The organism is Ochrobactrum sp. PL_is501 (assembly GCF_055816895.1).
Genome location: NZ_JBVPGR010000036.1, coordinates 343,357 through 363,630, shown reverse-complemented (window position 1 = coordinate 363,630; position 20,274 = coordinate 343,357). Strand labels below are relative to the sequence as shown.

The window sequence follows — 20,274 nt, the reverse complement described above, 5'->3', positions numbered from 1 at the left end:
CCGTTTCTCACTGGCTTGTTCCTGCAAGGATATAGGCATGTTCAGGCGTATTTCAAAGAGGACTTGAGGTTTCAGATGGTGCGTCCGGACCGTTTCAGGAGATAATGCTCGATTGCCTGAAAGCCATCGAAGATGAGTATGGCAAGTGCGGCGACAACGAGGCCTCCCTGCAAAACGAAGGCGAGGTTGTTGGAGATCAGTCCGGCAATGATGACTTCCCCGAGCGTTCTGGCCGCGACGGTCGAACCGATGGTGGCAGTGGCAAGGCTGATCACGGCGGAAAGCCTGATACCTGCCAGAATGACCGGCATGGCCAGCGGAACCTCGATTTTCACCAGCCGTTGCGCGCTGGTCATCCCCATGCCGCGCGCGGCTTCGACGACCGGCGGGGGCAATGTCGTCAGTCCCGTCAGCGTGTTCTCGAAAATCGGAAGCAGGCCATAGAGGAAAAGGGCGATCAGCGTCGGCTTGTCCCCGAAACCGAAGATGGGAACGGCCAGCGCCAGCACCGCGACGGGCGGAAAAGTCTGGCCTATATTCACGAGGCTGCGCGAGAGCGGCAGGAATTCCGCGCCCTGCCTGCGCGTGACGAAGATCGCCATGGCGACGGCAAGCAGCGTCGAACAGAAGGTGGCCAGCGCCACCAGTCCCAGATGCTGCAAGGTCAGCGTCATCAGGTTCGCGCGGTCATAGATGACCGGGGCTCCCGCATCGACGAGCGGGCGGAAAACCGGCTCGAAAAGATGGGGCCGCGCCAGAAACAGGAGCAGCACCGCCAGAAGCACAGCGCGCGGAACGAGGGACATGAGCGATTTCATGCCGGGCGCTCTGCCTGATGAAGCAGCTTTTCCAGCGTCACCCGGCCAAGCGGCCTTCCTTCGCCGTCAAGCACGGGAAGCGCCTTGCGCCCCGACCATAAAAGTGCGGCGAGCGCATCGCGCTGCGAGGCGGTGACGGGCAGCGCCTCGCCGCTGGCGTCCCCCGGTTGCAGCACGGTTTTCAGATCGGTGAGCGACAGAAGACGGAACGGCCTTTCCCCGGTTCCCACCAGCCGTTCGACGAATTCGGTCGCGGGGCGGGCCAGAATTTCGGCGGGCGGGCCGAATTGCAAAAGCTTGCCGTCATCCATCACGGCGATGCGGTCGCCGAGCGAGATCGCTTCTTCCATGTCGTGCGTGACGAGCAGGATGGTCGTGCCGAGCCGCTTCTGGATCGTTTTCAGGTCTTCCTGCGCCTTGGCGCGGATCACCGGATCGAGCGCGCCGAAAGGTTCATCCATCAAAAGGATGTTCGGCCCGGCGGCAAGCGCCCGCGCCACGCCGACGCGCTGCTGCTGGCCGCCGGAAAGCTCGCTCGGATAGCGGTCGCGATAATCCGCGGGTTCGAGCTGGAACAGGTCGAGCAATTCGTTCACCCGCTTGTCGATGCGCTGTTTGCGCCAGTGCAGAAGCACCGGCACCGTGGCGATGTTTTCCGCCACCGTGCGGTGCGGAAACAGCCCATGCTGCTGGATTACATAGCCGATCCGCCGCCGCAACTGATGGCCCGGTTCGCTGAGCACGCTCTGTCCGTCAATGCGGATTTCGCCTTCCGTCGGTTCGACAAGGCGGTTCACCATCCGCAGCAGCGTCGTCTTGCCCGAACCGGACGTGCCGACGATTGCCGCGATGCTGTGCGGCTCGACCGTGAAGCTTACCGCATCGACAGCCGCGCGCCCGTTGTAGCGCTTGGTGATCCGGTCGAACTCGATCATGCGGTTTTCCTTCCTTCGGCGATTTCGATTGCCCCATCGAGGATGACGGCGGCGGCAAAGGCCAGAAGCACGGTCGGCAGCGCGCCAAGCAGCACGAGGTCCATCGCCGTCTGGCCGATGCCCTGAAAGACGAATGTGCCAAACCCGCCGCCGCCGATCAGCGCGGCGATGGTCGTCAGGCCGATATTCTGCACCATGACGATGCGTATGCCGGTGAGAATGACCGGGAAGGCCAGCGGAAACTCGGTCCTGAAAAGCCGTTGCAGCCGCGTCATGCCCATGCCGCGCGCGGCGTCGGTCACGGGTTCGGGCACCTGTGCCAGCCCGGCCACCGTATTGGCGACGATTGGAAGCAGCGAATAGAGAAACAGCGCAACGAAGGCAGGCGCCGCGCCGATGCCGCGTATGCCGAGGCTCGCCGCCCACGGAAATTGCGCCGCAAGCCAGCCGAGCGGCGCGATCAACAGGCCAAACAGCGCCATGGACGGAATGGTCTGCACGATGTTGAGGCTGTTCAGCACGAAGGCGCGCAACCCGGCCAAGCGATGGCAGACAAGACCGAGCGGAATGCCCGCTGCCGTGGCCGCCAGCAGCGACCCGAGGGCCAGCGCTATATGCCGTTCTGCTTCATTCCAGAAGCTGTCCGCGCGGCTTTGATATTCCTTCATGAAGGAAATATCGTCCCAGAGGCCGGAGGAAAGCAGCACGGCGAGCAGCACGCCTGCCATGACCAGCAGGCTGACACGCAGGAGCGGACCGGCCTGCAATCGGACCAGCCCATCGGCGACATAGAGGGCGCTGGCGAAGAACAGGAGCCAGAAACCGGACGCTGGGGAGACGCGCGCATAATTGTTTCCCTCCGGCGACAGGAACGACGCGGCCAGGCCGATCGCCACCATGACGGATGCGAGGCAGACCAGAGCAGCCCCGAGCCGCAACAGGCTGTTGCTGCGGACAAAGCCGATCAGCAGGCCCGCAGCCACGATTGCCGCAAGCGCCAGCGCCAGTTCGCCGGGCAGGGCATCGAACAGGTAACGAGGCTCGCCCTGAACGATGCGGTTGGCCCGAAAATTCGCAAAAGGCAGAAGCAATCCCGATAGGCCGATTGCCGCAATAACCAGTCCGAGCTTGTCGATACAGGCAAACAGGCCCTTCGCGCCATTTGCCCGGATCGTCTCCTGTGCTGCGCTCATGCCCGGCAAAAACCTATTTCAGAAAGCCGTTGGCTTTAAGAAAATCCTCGGCGACCGCCTTTGCCGGTTCACCGCCGAGCTGCACGCGGCCATTGAGGTCCTGCAAGGTGGTGAGGTCGAGCTTGGCGAAAACCGGCTTCAGCAATTCCTCGATTTTCGGGTTCTTCTTCAGAACCTCTTCACGGATGATCGGGGCGGGCTGGTAGACCGGCTGCACATGCTTGTCGTCTTCAAGCACGACAAGCCCGGAGGGCGCGATGCCGCCATCGGTGCCGTAGACCATGGCCGCATTGGCGCCATTGGTCTGGTTGGCGGCGGCGGCAATGGTCGCCGCCGTATCGCCGCCTGAAAGCGTGATGAGCTGGTCGGGTTTCAGGGTGAAGCCATAGGCGGTCTGGAAGGCGGGCAGGGCAGCGGCAGAATTCACGAACTCGGACGAAGCCGCCAGAACCACCTTGCCGCCGCCTGCAACATATTTGCCGAAATCGCTGAGGCTTGCGAGCTTGCTTTCGTCGGCCACGTCCTTGCGCACCGCGATGCCCCATGTGTTGTTGGCGGGAGAGGGGGCGAGCCACACGATCTTGTTGGCATCGTAATCAAGCTGTTTTGCCGTTTCGAACGCCTTGGCGGCATCTTTCCACAGCGGGTCGTCGGCCTTGTTGAAGAAGAAGGCCGCATTGCCGGTATATTCGGGATAGATGTCGATCTCGCCGGCGGTGATCGCCTTGCGCACCACTGGCGTCGCGCCAAGCTGGATGCGGTCCGTGGTCTGGATGCCATTTGCATTGAGAACGGCCAGAATGATATTGCCAAGGACGCCGCCCTCGGTGTCGATCTTGGAAGAAACGACCACCTGCGCCTGGGCAGTGCCGGAAAACTGGATTGCGCCCGCAAGAAGGGCAAGTGCGACGGCACTTCCCTTGAACAAGTTCCTGTATGACATGCTTTTCATCCCGTCACGCTGGTTGTGCCTTGTGACGGTAAACTATAGCGCAGGCGGAAAAAGGAAACCGCCGTTCGCCACCCCTCCTGACAGCAGGCTGGCAGGAGGGGTGATGTCAAAGGGCCGGATCAGGCCGTGAAATCGCTCTGCGTGCCATGTGCTTCAATGGCCTGTGCAAGGCGCTGCAGCGCATGGACATAGGCCGCCGAACGGACCGTCACATTATGCTGCTTGGCATGGTTCCAGATGGCGCGGCCTTCGCGTTCCATGATGGTTTTCAGTCGCTCATGGATTTCTTCCAGCGTCCAGTAATAACCCTGACGGTTCTGCACCCATTCGAAATAGGAAACCGTCACGCCGCCGGCATTGGCCAGAATATCCGGCAGAACGACGATGCCCTTTTCTTCCAGTATCTTGTCGGCTTCCGGCGTAACGGGACCGTTTGCAAGCTCGACAATCAGCTTCGCCTTGATGGATGCGGCATTGTCCTCATGGATCATGTTTTCCATGGCGCTCGGCACCAGAACATCGCATTCGGCGGCAAGCAGCTCATCGGCGGTGATCGCTTCATGGCCGTTGGTGCCAGCGGTCGAGACGACCGACTTGTTCTGTGCCTTCGCTTCCAGAAGCGCGTCGAGATCAAGACCGTCGGCGCAGTAAACCGCGCCTGCCGAATCCGACACGGCAACGATCTTGTGACCATCGCTTGCCATCAGCCTGGCGATGAACTGACCGGCATTGCCGAAACCCTGAACCGTGACGCGAAGCTGCGCAGCAAGGCCCAGATCCTGCGACAGATGACGCACGAGATAGAAGCCGCCGCGCGCCGTCGCATCGTTGCGACCGAGCGAACCGCCGAGCGCCAGCGGCTTGCCGGTGATGACGGCGGGCGACGACTGGCCGACGATCTGCGAATATTCATCCGCCATCCAGCCCATGATCATGGAATTGGTGTAGACGTCCGGTGCCGGAATGTCGCGGTCCGGGCCGATAATGCCGGAGAAAGCCTGGATATAGGCGCGCGAAAGGCGCTCCAGTTCAGCCTTGGAAAGCTGGCGCGGGTCGACCTGGATGGCGCCCTTGCCGCCGCCATAAGGCAGGTTCATCACGGCGCATTTGAAGGTCATCCAGAAGGCCAGCGTCTCGACTTCCTCCGCCGTCGATTCGGGATGGTAGCGAATGCCGCCCTTGGTCGGTCCGCGCGTGTCGTCATAACGGCAGCGCCATGCAAGAAAGGATTTGCGCGACCCATCGTCCATGCGAATCATCAGTCGCACTTTCATGGTCTCACGTGCATATTTCAGCTTCTCGATGACATCCGCATCGATGTTGATGTGGCTTGCCGCCTCGTCCAGACGAACGAGGGCGCTTTCGAGTAGATTCTCCTTAGTCACGGAATCACCTTTCTTGCGTTTCTTTTATTTTGGACGCGATTTTACGAAAGAATGCGTAGACCTTTGCGCAACAAAAGAAAAGGAAAAAGGACAATAATGTTGTCCTATTTTACAGGGGGCATTTTTGAAACTGCTTTGCCGTCCGGTTGCAGGCGAGGACAGGCCCGTCCGCATCGGACAGCATGTCGCGAAATGGTGGCCATGTCGTATTTGTGGCGTCTTTTGACGCAAGCCTGCTGTCGGGCTTGAAACGGAAACAATAGAAATATCATCAAAGGCTTCGCTTGTGCCGGAAGGGCGCTTGCGGCCCGCGAAACTGGTGGTTGTCCATGTCCCGTTTTTCTGCAGCTTCGATTATCAAGAATGCGCTTTCCGGCAACAAGAACTGGAAGCCGCAATGGCCGAATGCCGAACCCAAGGCCGAATATGACGTCATCATCGTCGGCGCTGGCGGGCATGGCCTGGGTGCCGCCTATTATCTGGCCAAGGAGCACGGCATCACCAATGTCGCGGTCATCGAAAAGGGCTGGCTCGGCGGCGGCAATACGGGCCGCAACACGACCATCATCCGCTCCAACTATCTCTATGACGAGAGCGCGCATCTCTACGAACATGCGATGAAGCTGTGGGAGGGGCTGAGCCAGGACCTGAACTACAACGTCATGTTCTCGCAACGCGGCGTCATGATGCTGGCGCATACGGTGCATGACGTGCAGAGCTTCAAGCGGCACATCCACGCCAATCGCCTCAACGGCATCGACAATGAATGGCTGACGAAGGAGCAGGCGAAGGAATATTGCCCGCCGCTCGATATTTCGCCCAATGCCCGCTACCCGGTGGTGGGCGCCACCTTGCAGCGTCGCGGCGGCGTGGCCCGCCACGATGCGGTTGCCTGGGGCTATGCGCGCGGCGCGACCGAGCGCGGCGTCGACATCATCCAGAACTGCCCGGTCACGGCCATCCGCCGCGACGCGTCGGGCCGCGTCACCGGCGTCGATACGCCACGCGGTTTCATCAAGGCGAAGAAGGTGGCGGTATCGGCTGCTGGCAGCACGTCGATTGTCATGGACACGGCAGGCGTTCGCATGCCGCTTGAAAGCTTCCCGCTGCAGGCGCTGGTGTCCGAGCCGGTCAAGCCGATCTTCCCTTGCGTGGTCATGTCCAACACGGTGCACGCCTATATCAGCCAGTCCGACAAGGGCGAGCTGGTGATCGGTTCGGGCACCGACCAATATGTGTCCTACAGCCAGCGCGGCGGCCTGCCTCTGATCGAGCATACGCTTGCCGCCATCTGCGAAGTGTTCCCGATTTTCACCCGCATGCGCATGCTGCGCAAATGGGGCGGCATCGTCGACGTCACGCCGGATCGTTCGCCGATCATCGGCAAGACCCCTGTGCCGGGCCTTTATGTCAATTGCGGCTGGGGCACGGGCGGCTTCAAGGCGACGCCGGGTTCGGCGCATGTCTTCGCCCATACGATTGCCCGCGATGAGCCGCACTGGATCAATGCGCCATTCACGCTTGAACGCTTCACCACTGGTCGCCTGATCGATGAAGCGGCTGCTGCTGCTGTCGCGCATTAAAAGCATTTCCAGGAAAAGTGGAAACCGGTTTTCCGTTCGGAAATGCGTTGAAAAAATAAGAGAAACACACATGCTTCTTATCCGTTGCCCTTATTGCGAGATGGAACGCCCGGAACTGGAGTTTGCCTATGCGGGCGAAGCGCATATTGCGCGCCCTGCCGACCCGTCGACGCTTTCCGATGATGAATGGCGCGATTTCCTGTTCACGCGCTCCAATCCACGCGGCACCCATTTTGAGCGCTGGCGGCATATCAATGGCTGCGGCCGCTTCTTCAATGCGGTGCGCGACACGGTGAGCGACAAGTTCGCGATGACCTACAAGGCCGGTGAACCCCGTCCTGCTTTGGCAGAAACTCCGGCTGCGGAGACGAAATAATGACCGATATGCGCATCCATAACAAAGGCCGCGTCAACAAGGCCAAGCCCGTTCGCTTCACCTTCAACGGCAAGGCCTATTCCGGCTTTGAAGGCGACACGCTGGCTTCCGCAATGCTCAGCCATGGCGAGCATCTGGCCGGTCGTTCGTTCAAATATCACCGCCCGCGCGGCATTCTTTCCGCCGGTTCCGAAGAGCCGAATGCGCTGATGGGCGTTTCACGCGGGCCGGGCCGTTTCGAGCCGAACACCCGCGCTACCGTGCTGGAACTCTATGACGGCCTGAAAGCCGAAACCCAGAACCACTGGCCGTCGCTGAAGCACGATGTCGGCGCGATCAACGACGCCTTCTACATGTTCTTCTCGGCGGGCTTTTACTACAAGACCTTCATGTGGCCGAAGAGCTTCTGGAACAAGGTTTATGAGCCTTTCATCCGTGGCGCCGCCGGTCTTGGCAAATCGCCCTCCGAGCCAGATCCGGACACTTATGCCAGCCGCTATGCCTATTGCGACGTGCTGGTTGCCGGTGGCGGGCCTGCCGGTCTTGCCGCAGCACTTGAGGCCGCGAAAAGCGGTGCGAAAGTGATCATCTGCGACGAGCAGGCGGAAATGGGCGGCTCGCTTCTGTCCGAGCCGGAGCCGGTCATCAATGGCCGTGCAAGCTGGGACTGGCTCAGCGAAACCATTGCCGCGCTCAAGGCCAATCCGAATGTCACGCTTTTGCCGCGCACCACGGCCATCGGCTATTACCATCAGAACATGGTCGGCCTTTGCGAGCGCCTGACCGACCATCAGGCCAAACCTGCCTCCAATGCGCCGCGTGAACGCATGTGGCGCGTGCGCGCCAAGCAGGTGGTGCTGGCTCAGGGCGCTATCGAAAAGCCGCTGGTCTTTGCAGGCAATGACCGTCCGGGCGTGATGCTGGCCTCCGCCGCGCGCACCTATCTCAACCGCTATGGCGTCAAGGTCGGCAATCAGGCCGTCGTCGTCACCTCGCATGACAGCGCATGGCTTGCCGCTTTCGATCTCGCAGTCGCAGGCGTCAAGGTTCCGGCCATCATCGATGTGCGTTCCAGCGTTGCCGACAGCCTCGTCAACCGCGCAAAAATGCTCGGCATCGAGACACTCACCGGCTGGACTGTGACGGACACAGGCGGACGCCATCGCGTTTCATCCGTGCGCGCCAATCCGGTTTCGAATGGCAAGGTTGGTGCCGCGCGCACGATTGCCTGCGATGTACTGCTGATGTCCGGCGGCTGGAATCCGAGCGTGCACCTGTTCTCGCATACCAAGGGTTCGCTGGTTTGGGATGAGACCCGCCAGATTTATCTGCCGGGCGAACGCACCGAGGAAAGCCGCTGTGCCGGTGCGGGCAATGGCAATTTCGACCTTGCTTCCGCGCTTCGCGAAGGCGCCGAGGCGGGTGCCGCCGCTGCCCGCGATGCGGGCCACAAGGCTAAGGCCGCCGATTATGCGGTTGCCGGAGATTTCATCTGCGATGGCATAAGCTGCCGCGAACTACCGACGGATCGCGATCCGGGCAAGGCCAAGGCTTTCATCGATTTCCAGAACGATGTGACCGCCAAGGATATTCGTCTGGCCGTGCGCGAGGGCTTCCACTCCATCGAGCACGTCAAGCGCTATACCACAAACGGCATGGCGACTGATCAGGGCAAGACCTCGAACATCAACGGCCTGGCCGTTGCCGCCGATGCGCTCAAGCGCCCGACGCCGCAGGTTGGCCTCACCACCTTCCGCCCGCCTTATACGCCGACGACCTTCGGCGCGTTCTGCGGCTATAATCGCGGAAAACTGTTCGATGTGACGCGCAAGACGCCAATCGACGCCTGGGCCGAACAGCATGGCGCTGCTTTCGAGCCTGTCTCGCTGTGGCGGCGCGCCTGGTACTTCCCGAAAGCCGGTGAAGACATGCATCAGGCCGTGGCGCGCGAATGCAAGGCGACCCGCCAGTCGCTCGGCATGTTCGACGCTTCCACCCTTGGCAAGATCGAGGTGGTTGGCCCGGATGCGGCGGAATTCATGAACCGCATGTACACCAATCCATGGACGAAGCTTGGCGTTGGGCGCTGCCGCTATGGCCTGCTGCTCGGCGAGGACGGCTTCATCCGCGATGACGGTGTTGTCGGGCGTCTGACGCAGGATCGCTTCCATGTGACGACAACGACCGGCGGTGCCGCTCGCGTTCTCAACATGATGGAAGACTATCTCCAGACCGAATGGCCGGAGCTGAAAGTCTCGCTCACCTCCACCACCGAGCAGTGGGCGGTGGTGGCGATCAACGGCCCGAATGCGCGCAAGCTCATCGAGCCGATGGTGGAGGGCTTGGACATTTCGGACGAAGCCTTCCCGCATATGTCGGTCGCCGAATGCACATTTTTGGGCGTGCCTGCGCGTCTGTTCCGCATGAGTTTCACGGGCGAGCTGGGCTATGAAATCAACGTGCCTGCCCGTTACGGCCTGTCGTTGTGGAAGGCGCTTTATGAGGCCGGCCAGCAATATGACATCACGCCTTACGGCACCGAAACCATGCACGTTCTGCGCGCCGAAAAAGGCTATATCATTGTCGGTCAGGACACGGATGGCACCGTGACGCCGGATGATGCAAGCCTTGGCTGGGCCATCGGCAAGCAGAAGCCGGATTTCGTCGGCAAGCGCTCGCTGTCGCGCCCCGACATGCTGAAAACGGACCGCAAGCATCTGGTGGGTCTGATGACCAGAAACCCGAAGCTGGTGCTGGAAGAAGGCGCGCAGATCGTCGCCGATCCGAAACAGCCGCTGCCCATGACCATGCTCGGTCATGTCACCTCGTCCTATTGGAGCGAAACGCTTGGCCGCTCCATCGCCTTGGCGCTGGTGTCGGGCGGCAAGGATCGCATGGGGGAAACGCTTTATATGCCGATGCCGGATGGCAGCGTGCATGAGGCCACCGTGTCGGGCATGGTCTTCTATGATCCCGAAGGCAAGAAGTTGAATGGCAACGGATAAGGATCGAACCATGCTCGTTGAAACCAAACCTTATTCGAACCGCAAGGTCGTCATTCCCGGCCGTCTGGAAATCCACGCGGCCGATGACGCGGCTCGCTTCATCCTGCGCATTGCCCCGGCAAAACTGCCGCTGGCTGAAAAGGCGCTGGGTGCAAAAATCCCCGCCAGGATCGGCGATCTTGTCCGCACCGGCGATATCGCCGTTGCCTGTATCGGACCGGACGAATGGTATATCTGGGCGGATGAAAGCAAGGGGACGGCCATTGTTGCGGCTTTCGCCAAGCTCTATGAAACTGAGCCGCACAGCCTGACGGAAGTGAGCCATCGCGAGACGGGCATCGACATTGCGGGCCCCAAGGCCGAATGGTTGCTCAATGCCGCATCGCCGCTCAATCTGGCTGAAATGCAAGCGCCGGGCGCGGCCCGCACCATCTTCGATCATGCCCAGATCATCCTGCTGAAATGGGACGCGGATCATTACCGTATCGAAGTGTGGAACTCATTCGCCGATCATGTCTGGACCTTGCTGGAACTGGCCAGCAACGAGGTCGAACTCGCAATTTGATCGAAAAAATGCCGCCCCGCCGGGCGGCGTTTTTGCGTTATGAGGCCTGATGCGACTTCGCCTTCCCTCATCCTGAGGAGCCGTTGAAAACGGCGTCTCGAAGGGCTGAGGGAAAATGCGCCGGGCATCCGCCTCTATCCTTCGACACGGTGCTTCGCACCGGCTCAGGATCAATTGAGTCTGAACCCTAAAGCTTCCAAAGACGCGTTGCATTCCCGGACAAAAGGCGCGCCTTTTCGTCATTGCTGCATCCCTCAAGAAGCGCGTGAGTCGTGGCGACCCATGTGGAAAGCCCGGCAGCGGCATTGGTTGCCCCCGGAATTGACAATGTGCAGACGGGCCAGTCGCTTCCCCAGACAACACGGTCCCAGCCGAACGACTGGATGACATGCTCGACATAAGGCCGCACCGTATCGACGGTCCAGGTTTCCGGGTCGGCATAGGCCACCACGCCGGAAATCTTGGCGACCACATTGTCGCGTTGCGAAATCGTGGCAATGCCCTTCTGCCAGCTTTCCAGCGCGCCTGATTTGATGTCCGGAACGCCGCAGTGATCGAGCACGAATTGCACGCCGGGCGCGAGGTCGGCGAGCGCCAGCACCTTGTCGATCTGATGCGGCAGTGTGCAGAGATCGAAGGTCAGGCCGGTGCCTTCCAGCCGCTTGATATTCTCGCGGAAAAGAGCGCCCTCGGAAACATCGTCCGGCACCACGTGCAGCACACGGCGAAAGCCCTTGACGAAGGGATTGCTGCGGCTCTGTTCCAGATAGGCCGCGAAGCCCGGTTCTTCCGGGCGGCAGGAGGCGATTGCGCCCTTGATGAAGCCGCCCGAGCGTCTGGAAATCTCCTGAATATGGTCCGTTTCAGCCTGAATGGCGTCGGCTGCCACATCCACTTCCATATGCAGCGCCGCCCCGATGCCGCAGCGCTCTGCCTGCGTCCGATAGGTCTCGAACAGAAAGTCGCGGTTGAGCGCCGGAACGCCGTCCAGCCATGGATAATTCAACGCGCTTTTGTCGATCAGATGCAGATGGGTATCGATAATCATGAAAAACGTCCTCCTTCCGCATAGTTTCAAAAAAGAAGAGAGTTTTCAAATAAGAATTACCGATAGGCCGTTACTCCATGGCTCCGATATCGGAGCCGACCAGTTTTGACAGGTCTTTGACCGTCTTTTGCAGCAGGCCGATGGTCTGCGTGATGTCGGGGGCGGAAGCCGAGTTGACGAGCGTCACATAGGGGCAGGTCAGCGAGGCTATGCAGGTGCCGTCCGGGCCGAGAATCGGCGCGGAAAGGTTATAGACGCCTGCCACCTGCGCGCTCGGCATCATTTCATAACCGCGCTCGCGAATCTGGTCGAGGCGCTCATAGAAACTGTCGTCGAGCTTCACGCTTTCACCGTCCTTGGCATATTCGGCAAGCATCATCCGGCGTTCTTCCGGCGAACGGAAGGCGAGAAGCACATGGCCCGAACCGGTATCGAATAGGCTGATATGCGAGCCGACGCGGATCGAAATACCCCAGTAATCCGGAGCTTCCTGCTGTGCGATGACCACGACAGACCCGCGGTCGAACACGGCAAGCTGGTTGGCCTGTTTCGAGCGGTCTGCGAGCTCACGCATGAAGGGCGTGGCAAAGGAAGCGAGCCTGCGCACCGGCGCATGCAGATGCGCCAGACCGAACAGCTTGAGGGTCAGCGAATAGCGGTCGCCCTCCAGCTTGGTCACGTATCCGCGCTTCACCAGCCGGTCGAGCATCCGGTAGAATTCATTGGGGCTGCGGTCGAGATGCTTGGCGATTTCCGCCTGCGTCAGCCCGCCATCCACGCTTGCAAGCAGCTCCAGAATATCCAGCCCCTTGTCGAGCGCCGGGGCGCGATAGCGATCCTCTGTTTCCAAGTGAACTCCCCTTGTGAATATCATTCTTCATATACGAAGAGCCGTGGATTCGAAAGGTGCAAACAGGCAGAGAGAGCCTTGACCAGATTTGCATAATATGTTTGCATATAAATAAACAATTTACAATTGGGGGCGGATCGGGAGCCGCCCGCCGGGAGGAAGAAGGTGCAAGGCGAGTTTCAAGTCGCGTTTCAGGGGCGCGTTTCAGGGCGCCCACGATCCTTGCAATCAACCCGGTTGCTTTTTCCCACGGTTATGATCGTCTGCGATTCATATCGGAAATACGCTTAATCAGCAGGATGACCACATCCTGCTTGTCGAACGGAAGGCTTGAAAATGACGATACGTTTTGATGGAAAAACCGCGCTGGTGACAGCCGCTGCGCAAGGGATCGGCCGTGCAAGCGCACTGGCCTTTGCGGAGGCGGGCGCGAAGGTCTACGCGACCGACATCAACACCGATGCCCTCAAGGAAATCGAAGGCGTCAACGGCATCATCACCCGCAAGCTCAACGTGCTTGACGACGCGGAAGTGAAGGCGCTTGTCGCCGAAATCGGGCAGGTGGACATTCTGTTCAACTGCGCTGGCGTCGTCCATGGCGGCTCGATCCTCGAAATGAAGGATGAGGACCTCGATTTCGCCGTCAATCTCAACATCCGTTCGATGATCCGCACCATCCGCGCCGTGCTGCCCGGCATGCTGGAACGTGAAGAGGGCGCCATCGTCAACATGGCTTCTGTCGCGTCGAGCGTGAAGGGCGTGCCGAACCGCTTTGCCTATGGCGTCACCAAGGCCGCCGTCATCGGTCTCACCAAGGCCGTCGCGGCTGATTACGTTGCCAAGGGCATCCGCTGCAACGCCATCTGCCCCGGCACGGTCGAAAGCCCGTCCTTGCAGGACCGCTTGCGCGCGCAAGGCGATTATGAAGAGCAGCGCGCCGCCTTCATCGCCCGTCAGCCGATTGGCCGCATCGGCCAGCCGGAAGAAATTGCCGATCTCGCCGTTTATCTCGCCGGTGCAACTTATACCACCGGCCAGGCCTATAACATCGATGGCGGCTGGACGATTTAGGGCAGTCGATATTCAGGCGCTGACGGCCTGCAAATGGCATTTTTCTTCGCTTCCGGTGCTCATGTACCTTTAAGTACACTCCGCTCCGGTTCTCAAAAAACACCATTTTCGGCACGTCATAGCCAGAATCTCAACCACCCTAAACGCCCTCTCTTTCATCCCCTAAAGGAGCAAACTCATGAAATTTCTTCGTTACGGTGAAGCCGGTCAGGAAAAGCCGGGCCTTCTGGCTGCTGACGGTTCGATCCGCGATCTCTCCGCGCATGTAAGCGACCTCTCCGGCGCGGCTCTTGCCCCGGATGCGCTGGCGAAGCTCGGCGCGATTGACGTTAATTCGCTGCCGAAGGTGGAAGGCAATCCGCGCCTTGGCCCTTGCGTCGCAGGCACCGGCAAGTTCATCTGCATCGGCCTCAACTATGCCGACCATGCCGCCGAATCGGGCATGGCCGTACCGCCTGAGCCGGTCATTTTCATGAAGGCCACCTCGGCCATCGTCGGCCCCAATGACGATCTCCTGATCCCGCGCGGCTCGGAAAAGACCGACTGGGAAGTCGAGCTTGGCATTGTCATCGGCAAGACCGCGAAATACGTCTCGGAAGAAGACGCGCTTGATTATGTCGCTGGCTATTGCACGCTGCACGATGTTTCCGAACGCGCTTTCCAGATCGAGCGCGCCGGTCAGTGGACCAAGGGCAAATCCTGCGACACGTTTGGCCCGACCGGCCCGTGGCTCGTCACCAAGGACGAGGTTGCCGACCCGCAGGATCTCAAGATGTGGCTCACCGTCAACGGCGAAACCATGCAGGACGGCTCGACCAAGACCATGGTCTACGGCGTGCGTCATCTGGTTTCCTACCTGTCGCAGTTCATGTCCCTGCAGCCGGGCGACATCATCTCCACCGGCACGCCTCCCGGCGTCGGCATGGGTATGAAGCCGCCGCGTTACCTCAAGGCTGGCGATGTCGTGGAACTCGGCATTGAAGGTCTCGGCAACCAGAAGCAGAACGTGCGCGCCGACGTTTAATTTGCTTGAGCATGACCCCCAAAACCGGTTTTCCCTTTTGGGGATCATGCTCGGATAACGGAATAAATCATGACGAAAATTACTGACCTGCGCGTCTTCGATCTGCGTTTTCCGACTTCGCAAAGTCTGGACGGTTCCGACGCGATGAACCCGGACCCGGATTACTCCGCGGCCTATGTCATCCTCGACACGGATGATGCGTCGCTGAAGGGCCACGGCCTAACCTTCACCATCGGCCGCGGCAACGATATTTGCTGTCAGGCGATCCTTGCCATGCGGCATCTGGTGGTCGGCTCCTCGCTGGAAGATTTCCGCGCGGCCCCCGGCAAGTTCTGGCGTTATCTGACCGGCGACAGCCAGCTTCGCTGGATCGGCCCGGACAAGGGCGCGATGCATCTGGCCACCGGCGCGGTCGTCAATGCCTTCTGGGATCTGCTGGCAAAGCAGGCGGGCAAGCCGGTATGGCGGCTGGTCTCCGACATGTCGCCGGAAGAAATCGCCGACATCGTCGACTACCGCTACCTCACCGATGCGCTGACGCGTGATGAAGCCGTCGCGATCTTGCGCAAGGCGGAAGCTGGCAAGGCTGAGCGCATCGCTACGCTGGAGGCGGAAGGCTATGCCTGCTACACCACTTCGGCCGGCTGGCTTGGCTATGACGACGACAAGCTGCGCCGTCTGTGCCAGGAAGCCATTGACGAGGGCTTCAACCACGTCAAGATGAAGGTTGGCCGCGATCTCGAAGACGATATTCGCCGCCTGACCATCGCGCGCGAAGTGATCGGCCCGGACCGTTACCTGATGATCGACGCCAATCAGGTGTGGGAAGTCGACCAGGCCATCGAATGGGTCAACAAGCTGGCCTTCTCCAAGCCGTTCTTCATCGAAGAGCCGACCAGCCCGGATGATGTTGCTGGCCACCGCAAGATTCGCGAGGCGATTGGCGATGTGAAGGTTGCCACCGGCGAAATGTGCCAGAACCGCATCATGTTCAAGCAGTTCATCGCGGAAGGCGCCATCGACATCGTGCAGATCGATTCGTGCCGCATGGGTGGCCTGAACGAAGTTCTGGCGGTGCTGCTGATTGCCGCCAAGTTCGGCAAGCCGGTCTGGCCGCATGCAGGCGGCGTGGGCCTGTGCGAATATGTGCAGCATCTGTCGATGATCGATTATGTGGCTGTTTCCGGCACCAAGGAAGGCCGCGTGATCGAATATGTCGATCATCTGCACGAGCATTTCATCGACCCGTGCGTGATCAGGGATGCGGCCTATATGCCGCCGTCCTTGCCGGGCTTCTCGATTGAAATGAAGCCGCAATCGATTGCGGAATACACGTTCAAGGGCTGAACGCCCTCATTCTTGAATGCAGAAAAGCCGCGCCGAACAGCGCGGCTTTTTTCGCTTATAGAAAGCGGATCATCAGCGCGCCGGTCAGAAGCAGGACGGCACCGGCAATGCGCCCGGCGGTGATTTCGCGCACGGCAACGCCCATGAAGCCGATGCGGTCGGCAGCAAGCCCGGCCATCAACTGTCCGGCGACTGCGAGACCCATCACGGCGGCGGCACCGATGCGCGGGGTCAGCAGGATAGACGTCGTCACGTAAATGCAGCCAAGCGCGCCGCCCACGACGAACAGCCAGCCTGCCGGAACGTTGAAGGCGGGCAGGGTGCCTGTCGCGCGCGCGGTAATGCCCGCGATAACGGCAAGTATGACGGCACCCGCCAGAAATGAAATCGCGGCAGCCGTTACCGGTGAGCCCAGACCGCGAGCCAAGGCTGCATTGATGGGGGCCTGAATGGCGATACAGGCACCGGAAAGGATGCCGAACAACGTCCACAGCATGGGAGTTCCTTATATGGAATTTTGGGAAGAACCGATTGGACCCTAGTCCTCGCAGAGGAATATCGTCAGGTCAATATTGGAGCGCGTCCGTATTGCTCGGGCATATTAGAAACAGTTTTACCAAGCCTCAGGCCGCACAGTGATCCAGTGCGGATTCCATGAGATATTCTGTGATTTATCTTGCCAATTTTGCAGCAGTTCGGGGTAAACTTCCCGAATGCAGGCAGGTGGCTACGGGCGCCGGAGTGCCTTACGTTCTTCGCGCTTAAAGAAATATCGATAGGGAACTATGCTTTCGCTGCGCGCATGTTCACGGCAGACAGAGAGCAACCGTGAAAATGCAAGCCTAGGGTTGCCGCCATCGTAGTCGACGATTGAGAGAAGCATCTTTAAAATAGGTTCCTGCGGAAATTCCCGAATTGCTTTTAACAAAAGGTTTCGCGCGGCGTTGATCCTGCCAATAGTCCTATAGGATGAAGCGAGACAGAAATAGACATTGATGCGTTGCGCTTCGGTCAGATCGCCTTGAAGTGCAGCCAGATAAAGCGGCACGGCGTTTTTCTCTTTACCCGCCCTGTCATAAGCATACGCGGCCTCCAAAATGTCATGAGGTGAAATCGCTCTATCTTCTCGGAGAAGTAGCTCGAAGAACCGCAGGGCCTTTCTATGGTGCCCTTTCAAAGATTCTTCTACAGCGTTTGCAACAGACAAAATCATCGTGCACGTCACTTGGTTTCAACGGTGTAGGTATGAGTTTTTCGTCCCCTTCCGCAGCGCGGTTTTTAGCGTGCTGTTTAAGGCGGATCGGCATTATCCGTTCTGTGTCGCGAACGCATGGGCTTGCGAAGTTGCAATTGTCCATTCATCCGGTCTTGCCCGTTGTGGGCGCAAGCAAAATCCTGGCTCAAAGCGAGGTAGAAATTCTACCTTATAAAGGCGTGCACAGAACCTCCCATTATCGGCTTGCATTTTCATGGGGCGGATTATTCGGCAATATTCCTATGCGTCCGCCTCGGCTTTGTGCTGGACGGCATGAGCCAGAACGCCAGAGCGGTTTACCCCTCTGCTTTTCGCTGCAAAAGCTCGCTATCGCAAAATCCAGAAAACTAGCGATGCTACCAGTGTGCTACCACGGCGCAATTTCAAGGCCCGATTTTTAAGGAGGATTTTTGCCAGATTACCTAAGTAAATCAAAATGGTGCCCGGAGGCGGATTCGAACCACCGACACGCGGATTTTCAATCCGCTGCTCTACCAACTGAGCTATCCGGGCATCCGTAACAAGCGATTTGCTCGTTCAGGGCGGTGTTGGTTCCCGCCGGAAGTGGGTGGGTTATAGCATTAAATTTCGCGCTGTCCAGCACCGTATCGCAATTTTTATCAGCTTTTCTCACAGTTTCGATAAATAGCTGATTTTATTGCAGGAAAATGGTTTGGAAGAGGCTTAGTTCCCGTCTTCTTCCTCTTCATCGATCGGCTTTCCGGGCAGCACATAGCTGCCGGACAGCCAGCGATTGAGGTCAATGCTTTTGCACCGGGGCGAACAGAAGGGATAGGATTCGCGCGTTGAAGGTTTTCCGCATTCCGGGCAGGGACGCGTCGGACGCAATGGCGTCACGCGTCCACCGGCTGATATGTCCTTCTTGTCGTCCATGGCTGTTCTTCAGACTTTTCCGCTGTTCCAGTTGGCGTAAACCGGATAATCGATATCGCTCAGCAGGCTCGTGGTCTCCTGCAGCGGCAACCCCACCACATTCGTATAGGAGCCAACCAGCTTCACGACAAAACTGCCGGCCAGTCCCTGGATGGCATAGCCGCCCGCCTTGCCGCGCCATTCGCCCGACGAGAGATAGGCATCCATCTGCTGGCGGGAAAGGCGTTCGAAGCGAAGCCGCGTTTCAACCAGCGTCTGGCGCAGATTGCCGTTCGGCAGGACGAGGCTCACCCCTGTGAAGACCTTGTGCGTGCGTCCCGAAAGCAGGCGCAGGCATTCCCGCGCTTCGTCTGCGATCTCGGTCTTGGGCAGAATGCGCCGGCCAACCGCCACAACCGTGTCGGCGGCGAGAATGAAGGCGCTGGCGAAATTCGCGTCGTCCTTCAACTGTTCCTGCGCCTTGCGCGCCTTTTCCCGCGACAGACGCTTCGCCAGCGAGCGCGGATGTTCGCCACGCTGCGGCGTTTCGTCAATATCGGCCGGATGGATATGGTCCGGTTCGATGCCTGCCTGCCCCAGAAGCTCGATCCTGCGTGGAGAACCGGAGGCAAGAACCAGCTTGTGTTGCGCGCTCATCGAATAGACATTTCCTGGAACGGATTGCTTACTTGAAGCGGTAGGTGATGCGGCCCTTGGTCAGGTCGTAAGGGGTCATTTCAACCAGAACCTTGTCACCGGCCAGAACGCGGATGCGATTCTTGCGCATGCGGCCAGCGGTGTGGGCGATGATTTCATGTTCGTTTTCGAGCTTCACGCGGAACATAGCATTGGGCAGCAGTTCCGTAACAACACCCGGAAATTCGAGGACTTCTTCTTTCGCCATGCGATACCTGTTTCTTTCTTCGGTAAAATGCCGCTCTCGAGCGGTCTTTAGGTCTGAATTTGCGCGGAACCTATATGATTAGGCGGCATTTGTGAACAACGGAATTCGGCGAACTTATTGCTCGCCAAAACGGTGCATGATCTGGCGCTTCAGGCGGTCACGCACATCGCGATAGGCCGCCATGATCTGGCTTCTGCTGCCGGTTACCAAAGTCGGGTCCGGCGTCGGCCAATATTCCACGTCAACCGAGAAGCCGCGCATGCGTTCCAGAACGGTGTGATGGGCAAGCGGCGTCAGCGTTACGATCAGGTCGAAATAGCCATCCGCCAGTTCTTCGAGGCCACGCGGTTGCCGGTTGTCGAGCGAGAGACCCTCTTCCTGAAGCACGGCATCGACAAACGGATCGCGCTCGCCCCGCTTCACGCCCGCCGACGCCACATAGATATTGGGTGGCAAGGCTTTTCTTGCAAGTAATTCCGCGATTGGCGAACGAATTGCATTCTTGCCGCAGACGAAAAGCAGCGACGTGGGCAGGCGTCGTTTATGATCTTCCTTGTCAGTTTCGCTAAGCGTTTCGGGAGGTCCATCGGCGACGATCATCGATGATCAGCCCCTCCAGTGCAAAACGCAGACAAGTGTGAAAAGCCGTCGGGCGGTGTTGAAATCAACCTCGATCTTGCCCTTTAACCGCGCTTGCAGGGTTTGCGATCCTTCATTGTGCAGGCCGCGCCGCCCCATGTCGATTGCCTCGATCTTGCTTGGCGTGGCCGAGCGGATGGCCTGATAGTAGCTTTCGCAAATCATGAAATAATCGCGCACCACGCGGCGCAGCGGTGTGAGCGAGAGAATATGGGTTGCGACATCCTCGCCGGTTTCCCGTGCGATGGCGAAAATCAGCCGTGATTCCATCAGCGAAAGCTTCAGGCGATAAGGCCCGCCCGTATCGTCTCCGATCGGGTGGAAGGAGTTTTCCTCGATAAGGTCAAAAATGGCCACCGCGCGTTCATGCTCGACGTCAGGCGTCGAGCGCCCGATGGATTCATCGAGCTCGACGTCAACAAGGCGGGCATTTGGAACACCGGCGGTCATG

The 20,274-nt window shown here is 59.4% G+C and carries 21 protein-coding genes and 1 tRNA gene; 7 read left to right on the top strand and 15 right to left on the bottom strand.

The window, feature by feature from the left end:
* Positions 1-71: 71 nt before the first annotated feature.
* The 5 genes from AC0TOF_RS15120 to AC0TOF_RS15100 form a co-directional block, all read right to left on the bottom strand.
* Positions 72-818: an ABC transporter permease gene (locus AC0TOF_RS15120; protein WP_473768866.1), complete on the bottom strand. Its 747-nt coding sequence runs from the start codon at positions 816-818 to the stop codon at positions 72-74.
* Entirely contained in the window at positions 815-1,753 is a 939-nt protein-coding gene (locus AC0TOF_RS15115; RefSeq protein WP_473768865.1) for an ABC transporter ATP-binding protein, read from the bottom strand. The genes AC0TOF_RS15120 and AC0TOF_RS15115 overlap by 4 nt, the downstream gene beginning before the upstream one ends.
* Positions 1,750-2,946 carry an ABC transporter permease gene (locus AC0TOF_RS15110; protein ID WP_473768864.1) on the bottom strand — a complete coding sequence of 399 codons (1,197 nt, stop codon included), beginning with the start codon at positions 2,944-2,946 and terminating at the stop codon, positions 1,750-1,752. Before AC0TOF_RS15110 ends, AC0TOF_RS15115 begins: the two co-directional genes overlap by 4 nt.
* 13 nt (positions 2,947-2,959) lie before the next feature.
* Complete coding sequence (osmF, locus tag AC0TOF_RS15105) at positions 2,960-3,889, bottom strand: glycine betaine ABC transporter substrate-binding protein OsmF (RefSeq protein ID WP_473768863.1); 930 nt, start codon at positions 3,887-3,889, stop codon at positions 2,960-2,962.
* Between the two features lie 128 nt (positions 3,890-4,017).
* Positions 4,018-5,283, bottom strand: coding sequence for a Glu/Leu/Phe/Val family dehydrogenase (locus tag AC0TOF_RS15100; RefSeq protein ID WP_473768862.1), 1,266 nt, complete (start codon positions 5,281-5,283; stop codon positions 4,018-4,020).
* Between the two features lie 329 nt (positions 5,284-5,612).
* On the opposite strand from AC0TOF_RS15100, the gene AC0TOF_RS15095 reads away from it, so the two are divergent.
* The 4 genes from AC0TOF_RS15095 to AC0TOF_RS15080 all read left to right on the top strand — a co-directional run bounded on the left by AC0TOF_RS15095 (position 5,613) and on the right by AC0TOF_RS15080 (position 10,812).
* Positions 5,613-6,866 (top strand): sarcosine oxidase subunit beta family protein, encoded by a 1,254-nt coding sequence (locus AC0TOF_RS15095; RefSeq protein ID WP_006465958.1) that lies wholly within the window; start codon positions 5,613-5,615, stop codon positions 6,864-6,866.
* A gap of 70 nt (positions 6,867-6,936) precedes the next feature.
* Positions 6,937-7,242, top strand: coding sequence for a sarcosine oxidase subunit delta (locus tag AC0TOF_RS15090; protein ID WP_025089722.1), 306 nt, complete (start codon positions 6,937-6,939; stop codon positions 7,240-7,242).
* The gene (locus tag AC0TOF_RS15085) at positions 7,242-10,247 is read left to right on the top strand and encodes a sarcosine oxidase subunit alpha (RefSeq protein WP_473768861.1); all 3,006 of its coding nucleotides are present in this window, start codon (positions 7,242-7,244) and stop codon (positions 10,245-10,247) included. Before AC0TOF_RS15090 ends, AC0TOF_RS15085 begins: the two co-directional genes overlap by 1 nt.
* Before the next feature lie 10 nt (positions 10,248-10,257).
* Positions 10,258-10,812, top strand: a complete 555-nt coding sequence (locus AC0TOF_RS15080) for a sarcosine oxidase subunit gamma (protein WP_122000738.1) — start codon at positions 10,258-10,260, stop codon at positions 10,810-10,812.
* Between the two features lie 187 nt (positions 10,813-10,999).
* Here the strand turns inward: AC0TOF_RS15080 and AC0TOF_RS15075 are convergent, their stop codons facing one another.
* Together AC0TOF_RS15075 and AC0TOF_RS15070 are read right to left on the bottom strand one after the other, a co-directional pair.
* Complete coding sequence (locus AC0TOF_RS15075; RefSeq protein WP_473768860.1) at positions 11,000-11,860, bottom strand: amidohydrolase family protein; 861 nt, start codon at positions 11,858-11,860, stop codon at positions 11,000-11,002.
* A gap of 70 nt (positions 11,861-11,930) precedes the next feature.
* Positions 11,931-12,734 carry an IclR family transcriptional regulator gene (locus tag AC0TOF_RS15070; protein WP_473768859.1) on the bottom strand — a complete coding sequence of 268 codons (804 nt, stop codon included), beginning with the start codon at positions 12,732-12,734 and terminating at the stop codon, positions 11,931-11,933.
* Between the two features lie 312 nt (positions 12,735-13,046).
* Here AC0TOF_RS15070 and AC0TOF_RS15065 point away from each other — a divergent pair, with 312 nt between their 5' ends.
* The 3 genes from AC0TOF_RS15065 to AC0TOF_RS15055 all read left to right on the top strand — a co-directional run bounded on the left by AC0TOF_RS15065 (position 13,047) and on the right by AC0TOF_RS15055 (position 16,152).
* A complete protein-coding gene (locus AC0TOF_RS15065; protein ID WP_473768858.1) occupies positions 13,047-13,781 on the top strand; it encodes an SDR family oxidoreductase in 735 nt (244 codons plus the stop codon).
* 178 nt (positions 13,782-13,959) lie between these two features.
* Positions 13,960-14,805 (top strand): fumarylacetoacetate hydrolase family protein, encoded by an 846-nt coding sequence (locus AC0TOF_RS15060; protein ID WP_473768857.1) that lies wholly within the window; start codon positions 13,960-13,962, stop codon positions 14,803-14,805.
* A gap of 69 nt (positions 14,806-14,874) precedes the next feature.
* Positions 14,875-16,152, top strand: a complete 1,278-nt coding sequence (locus AC0TOF_RS15055) for an L-fuconate dehydratase (RefSeq protein ID WP_473768856.1) — start codon at positions 14,875-14,877, stop codon at positions 16,150-16,152.
* 55 nt (positions 16,153-16,207) lie between these two features.
* Here the strand turns inward: AC0TOF_RS15055 and AC0TOF_RS15050 are convergent, their stop codons facing one another.
* From AC0TOF_RS15050 to AC0TOF_RS15015, 8 genes are all read right to left on the bottom strand, one after another.
* Entirely contained in the window at positions 16,208-16,648 is a 441-nt protein-coding gene (locus AC0TOF_RS15050; RefSeq protein ID WP_122000706.1) for a DMT family transporter, read from the bottom strand.
* A gap of 231 nt (positions 16,649-16,879) precedes the next feature.
* Positions 16,880-17,365, bottom strand: coding sequence for a tetratricopeptide repeat protein (locus AC0TOF_RS15045; protein WP_473768855.1), 486 nt, complete (start codon positions 17,363-17,365; stop codon positions 16,880-16,882).
* A gap of 479 nt (positions 17,366-17,844) precedes the next feature.
* Positions 17,845-17,920 (bottom strand) — tRNA-Phe (locus AC0TOF_RS15040).
* A 171-nt stretch (positions 17,921-18,091) separates the two neighbouring features.
* The gene (gene yacG / locus AC0TOF_RS15035; RefSeq protein WP_473768854.1) at positions 18,092-18,301 is read right to left on the bottom strand and encodes a DNA gyrase inhibitor YacG; all 210 of its coding nucleotides are present in this window, start codon (positions 18,299-18,301) and stop codon (positions 18,092-18,094) included.
* Between the two features lie 9 nt (positions 18,302-18,310).
* Positions 18,311-18,937, bottom strand: a complete 627-nt coding sequence (locus AC0TOF_RS15030; RefSeq protein ID WP_473768853.1) for a Maf-like protein — start codon at positions 18,935-18,937, stop codon at positions 18,311-18,313.
* A gap of 28 nt (positions 18,938-18,965) precedes the next feature.
* Complete coding sequence (infA, locus tag AC0TOF_RS15025) at positions 18,966-19,184, bottom strand: translation initiation factor IF-1 (protein WP_002965531.1); 219 nt, start codon at positions 19,182-19,184, stop codon at positions 18,966-18,968.
* A 114-nt stretch (positions 19,185-19,298) separates the two neighbouring features.
* Positions 19,299-19,784 carry an arsenate-mycothiol transferase ArsC gene (locus AC0TOF_RS15020; RefSeq protein ID WP_473768852.1) on the bottom strand — a complete coding sequence of 162 codons (486 nt, stop codon included), beginning with the start codon at positions 19,782-19,784 and terminating at the stop codon, positions 19,299-19,301.
* Positions 19,785-19,790: 6 nt separating this feature from the next.
* Entirely contained in the window at positions 19,791-20,273 is a 483-nt protein-coding gene (locus AC0TOF_RS15015; protein ID WP_104754647.1) for a UPF0262 family protein, read from the bottom strand.
* Position 20,274: the final 1 nt, after the last annotated feature.

What these genes read in the sequence shown, in the direction of transcription:
- AC0TOF_RS15075 (WP_473768860.1), bottom strand. Translation starts at nt 11,860, where the DNA reads ATGATTATCGATACCCATCTGCATCTGATCGACAAAAGCGCGTTGAAT.
- AC0TOF_RS15060 (WP_473768857.1), top strand. Translation starts at nt 13,960, where the DNA reads ATGAAATTTCTTCGTTACGGTGAAGCCGGTCAGGAAAAGCCGGGCCTT.
- AC0TOF_RS15050 (WP_122000706.1), bottom strand. Translation starts at nt 16,648, where the DNA reads ATGCTGTGGACGTTGTTCGGCATCCTTTCCGGTGCCTGTATCGCCATT.
- AC0TOF_RS15120 (WP_473768866.1), bottom strand. Translation starts at nt 818, where the DNA reads ATGAAATCGCTCATGTCCCTCGTTCCGCGCGCTGTGCTTCTGGCGGTG.
- infA (WP_002965531.1), bottom strand. Translation starts at nt 19,184, where the DNA reads ATGGCGAAAGAAGAAGTCCTCGAATTTCCGGGTGTTGTTACGGAACTG.
- AC0TOF_RS15045 (WP_473768855.1), bottom strand. Translation starts at nt 17,365, where the DNA reads ATGATTTTGTCTGTTGCAAACGCTGTAGAAGAATCTTTGAAAGGGCAC.
- AC0TOF_RS15070 (WP_473768859.1), bottom strand. Translation starts at nt 12,734, where the DNA reads ATGATATTCACAAGGGGAGTTCACTTGGAAACAGAGGATCGCTATCGC.
- AC0TOF_RS15055 (WP_473768856.1), top strand. Translation starts at nt 14,875, where the DNA reads ATGACGAAAATTACTGACCTGCGCGTCTTCGATCTGCGTTTTCCGACT.
- AC0TOF_RS15095 (WP_006465958.1), top strand. Translation starts at nt 5,613, where the DNA reads ATGTCCCGTTTTTCTGCAGCTTCGATTATCAAGAATGCGCTTTCCGGC.
- AC0TOF_RS15080 (WP_122000738.1), top strand. Translation starts at nt 10,258, where the DNA reads ATGCTCGTTGAAACCAAACCTTATTCGAACCGCAAGGTCGTCATTCCC.
- AC0TOF_RS15065 (WP_473768858.1), top strand. Translation starts at nt 13,047, where the DNA reads ATGACGATACGTTTTGATGGAAAAACCGCGCTGGTGACAGCCGCTGCG.
- AC0TOF_RS15115 (WP_473768865.1), bottom strand. Translation starts at nt 1,753, where the DNA reads ATGATCGAGTTCGACCGGATCACCAAGCGCTACAACGGGCGCGCGGCT.
- AC0TOF_RS15085 (WP_473768861.1), top strand. Translation starts at nt 7,242, where the DNA reads ATGACCGATATGCGCATCCATAACAAAGGCCGCGTCAACAAGGCCAAG.
- yacG (WP_473768854.1), bottom strand. Translation starts at nt 18,301, where the DNA reads ATGGACGACAAGAAGGACATATCAGCCGGTGGACGCGTGACGCCATTG.
- AC0TOF_RS15030 (WP_473768853.1), bottom strand. Translation starts at nt 18,937, where the DNA reads ATGAGCGCGCAACACAAGCTGGTTCTTGCCTCCGGTTCTCCACGCAGG.
- AC0TOF_RS15015 (WP_104754647.1), bottom strand. Translation starts at nt 20,273, where the DNA reads ATGACCGCCGGTGTTCCAAATGCCCGCCTTGTTGACGTCGAGCTCGAT.
- osmF (WP_473768863.1), bottom strand. Translation starts at nt 3,889, where the DNA reads ATGTCATACAGGAACTTGTTCAAGGGAAGTGCCGTCGCACTTGCCCTT.
- AC0TOF_RS15020 (WP_473768852.1), bottom strand. Translation starts at nt 19,784, where the DNA reads ATGATCGTCGCCGATGGACCTCCCGAAACGCTTAGCGAAACTGACAAG.
- AC0TOF_RS15090 (WP_025089722.1), top strand. Translation starts at nt 6,937, where the DNA reads ATGCTTCTTATCCGTTGCCCTTATTGCGAGATGGAACGCCCGGAACTG.
- AC0TOF_RS15110 (WP_473768864.1), bottom strand. Translation starts at nt 2,946, where the DNA reads ATGAGCGCAGCACAGGAGACGATCCGGGCAAATGGCGCGAAGGGCCTG.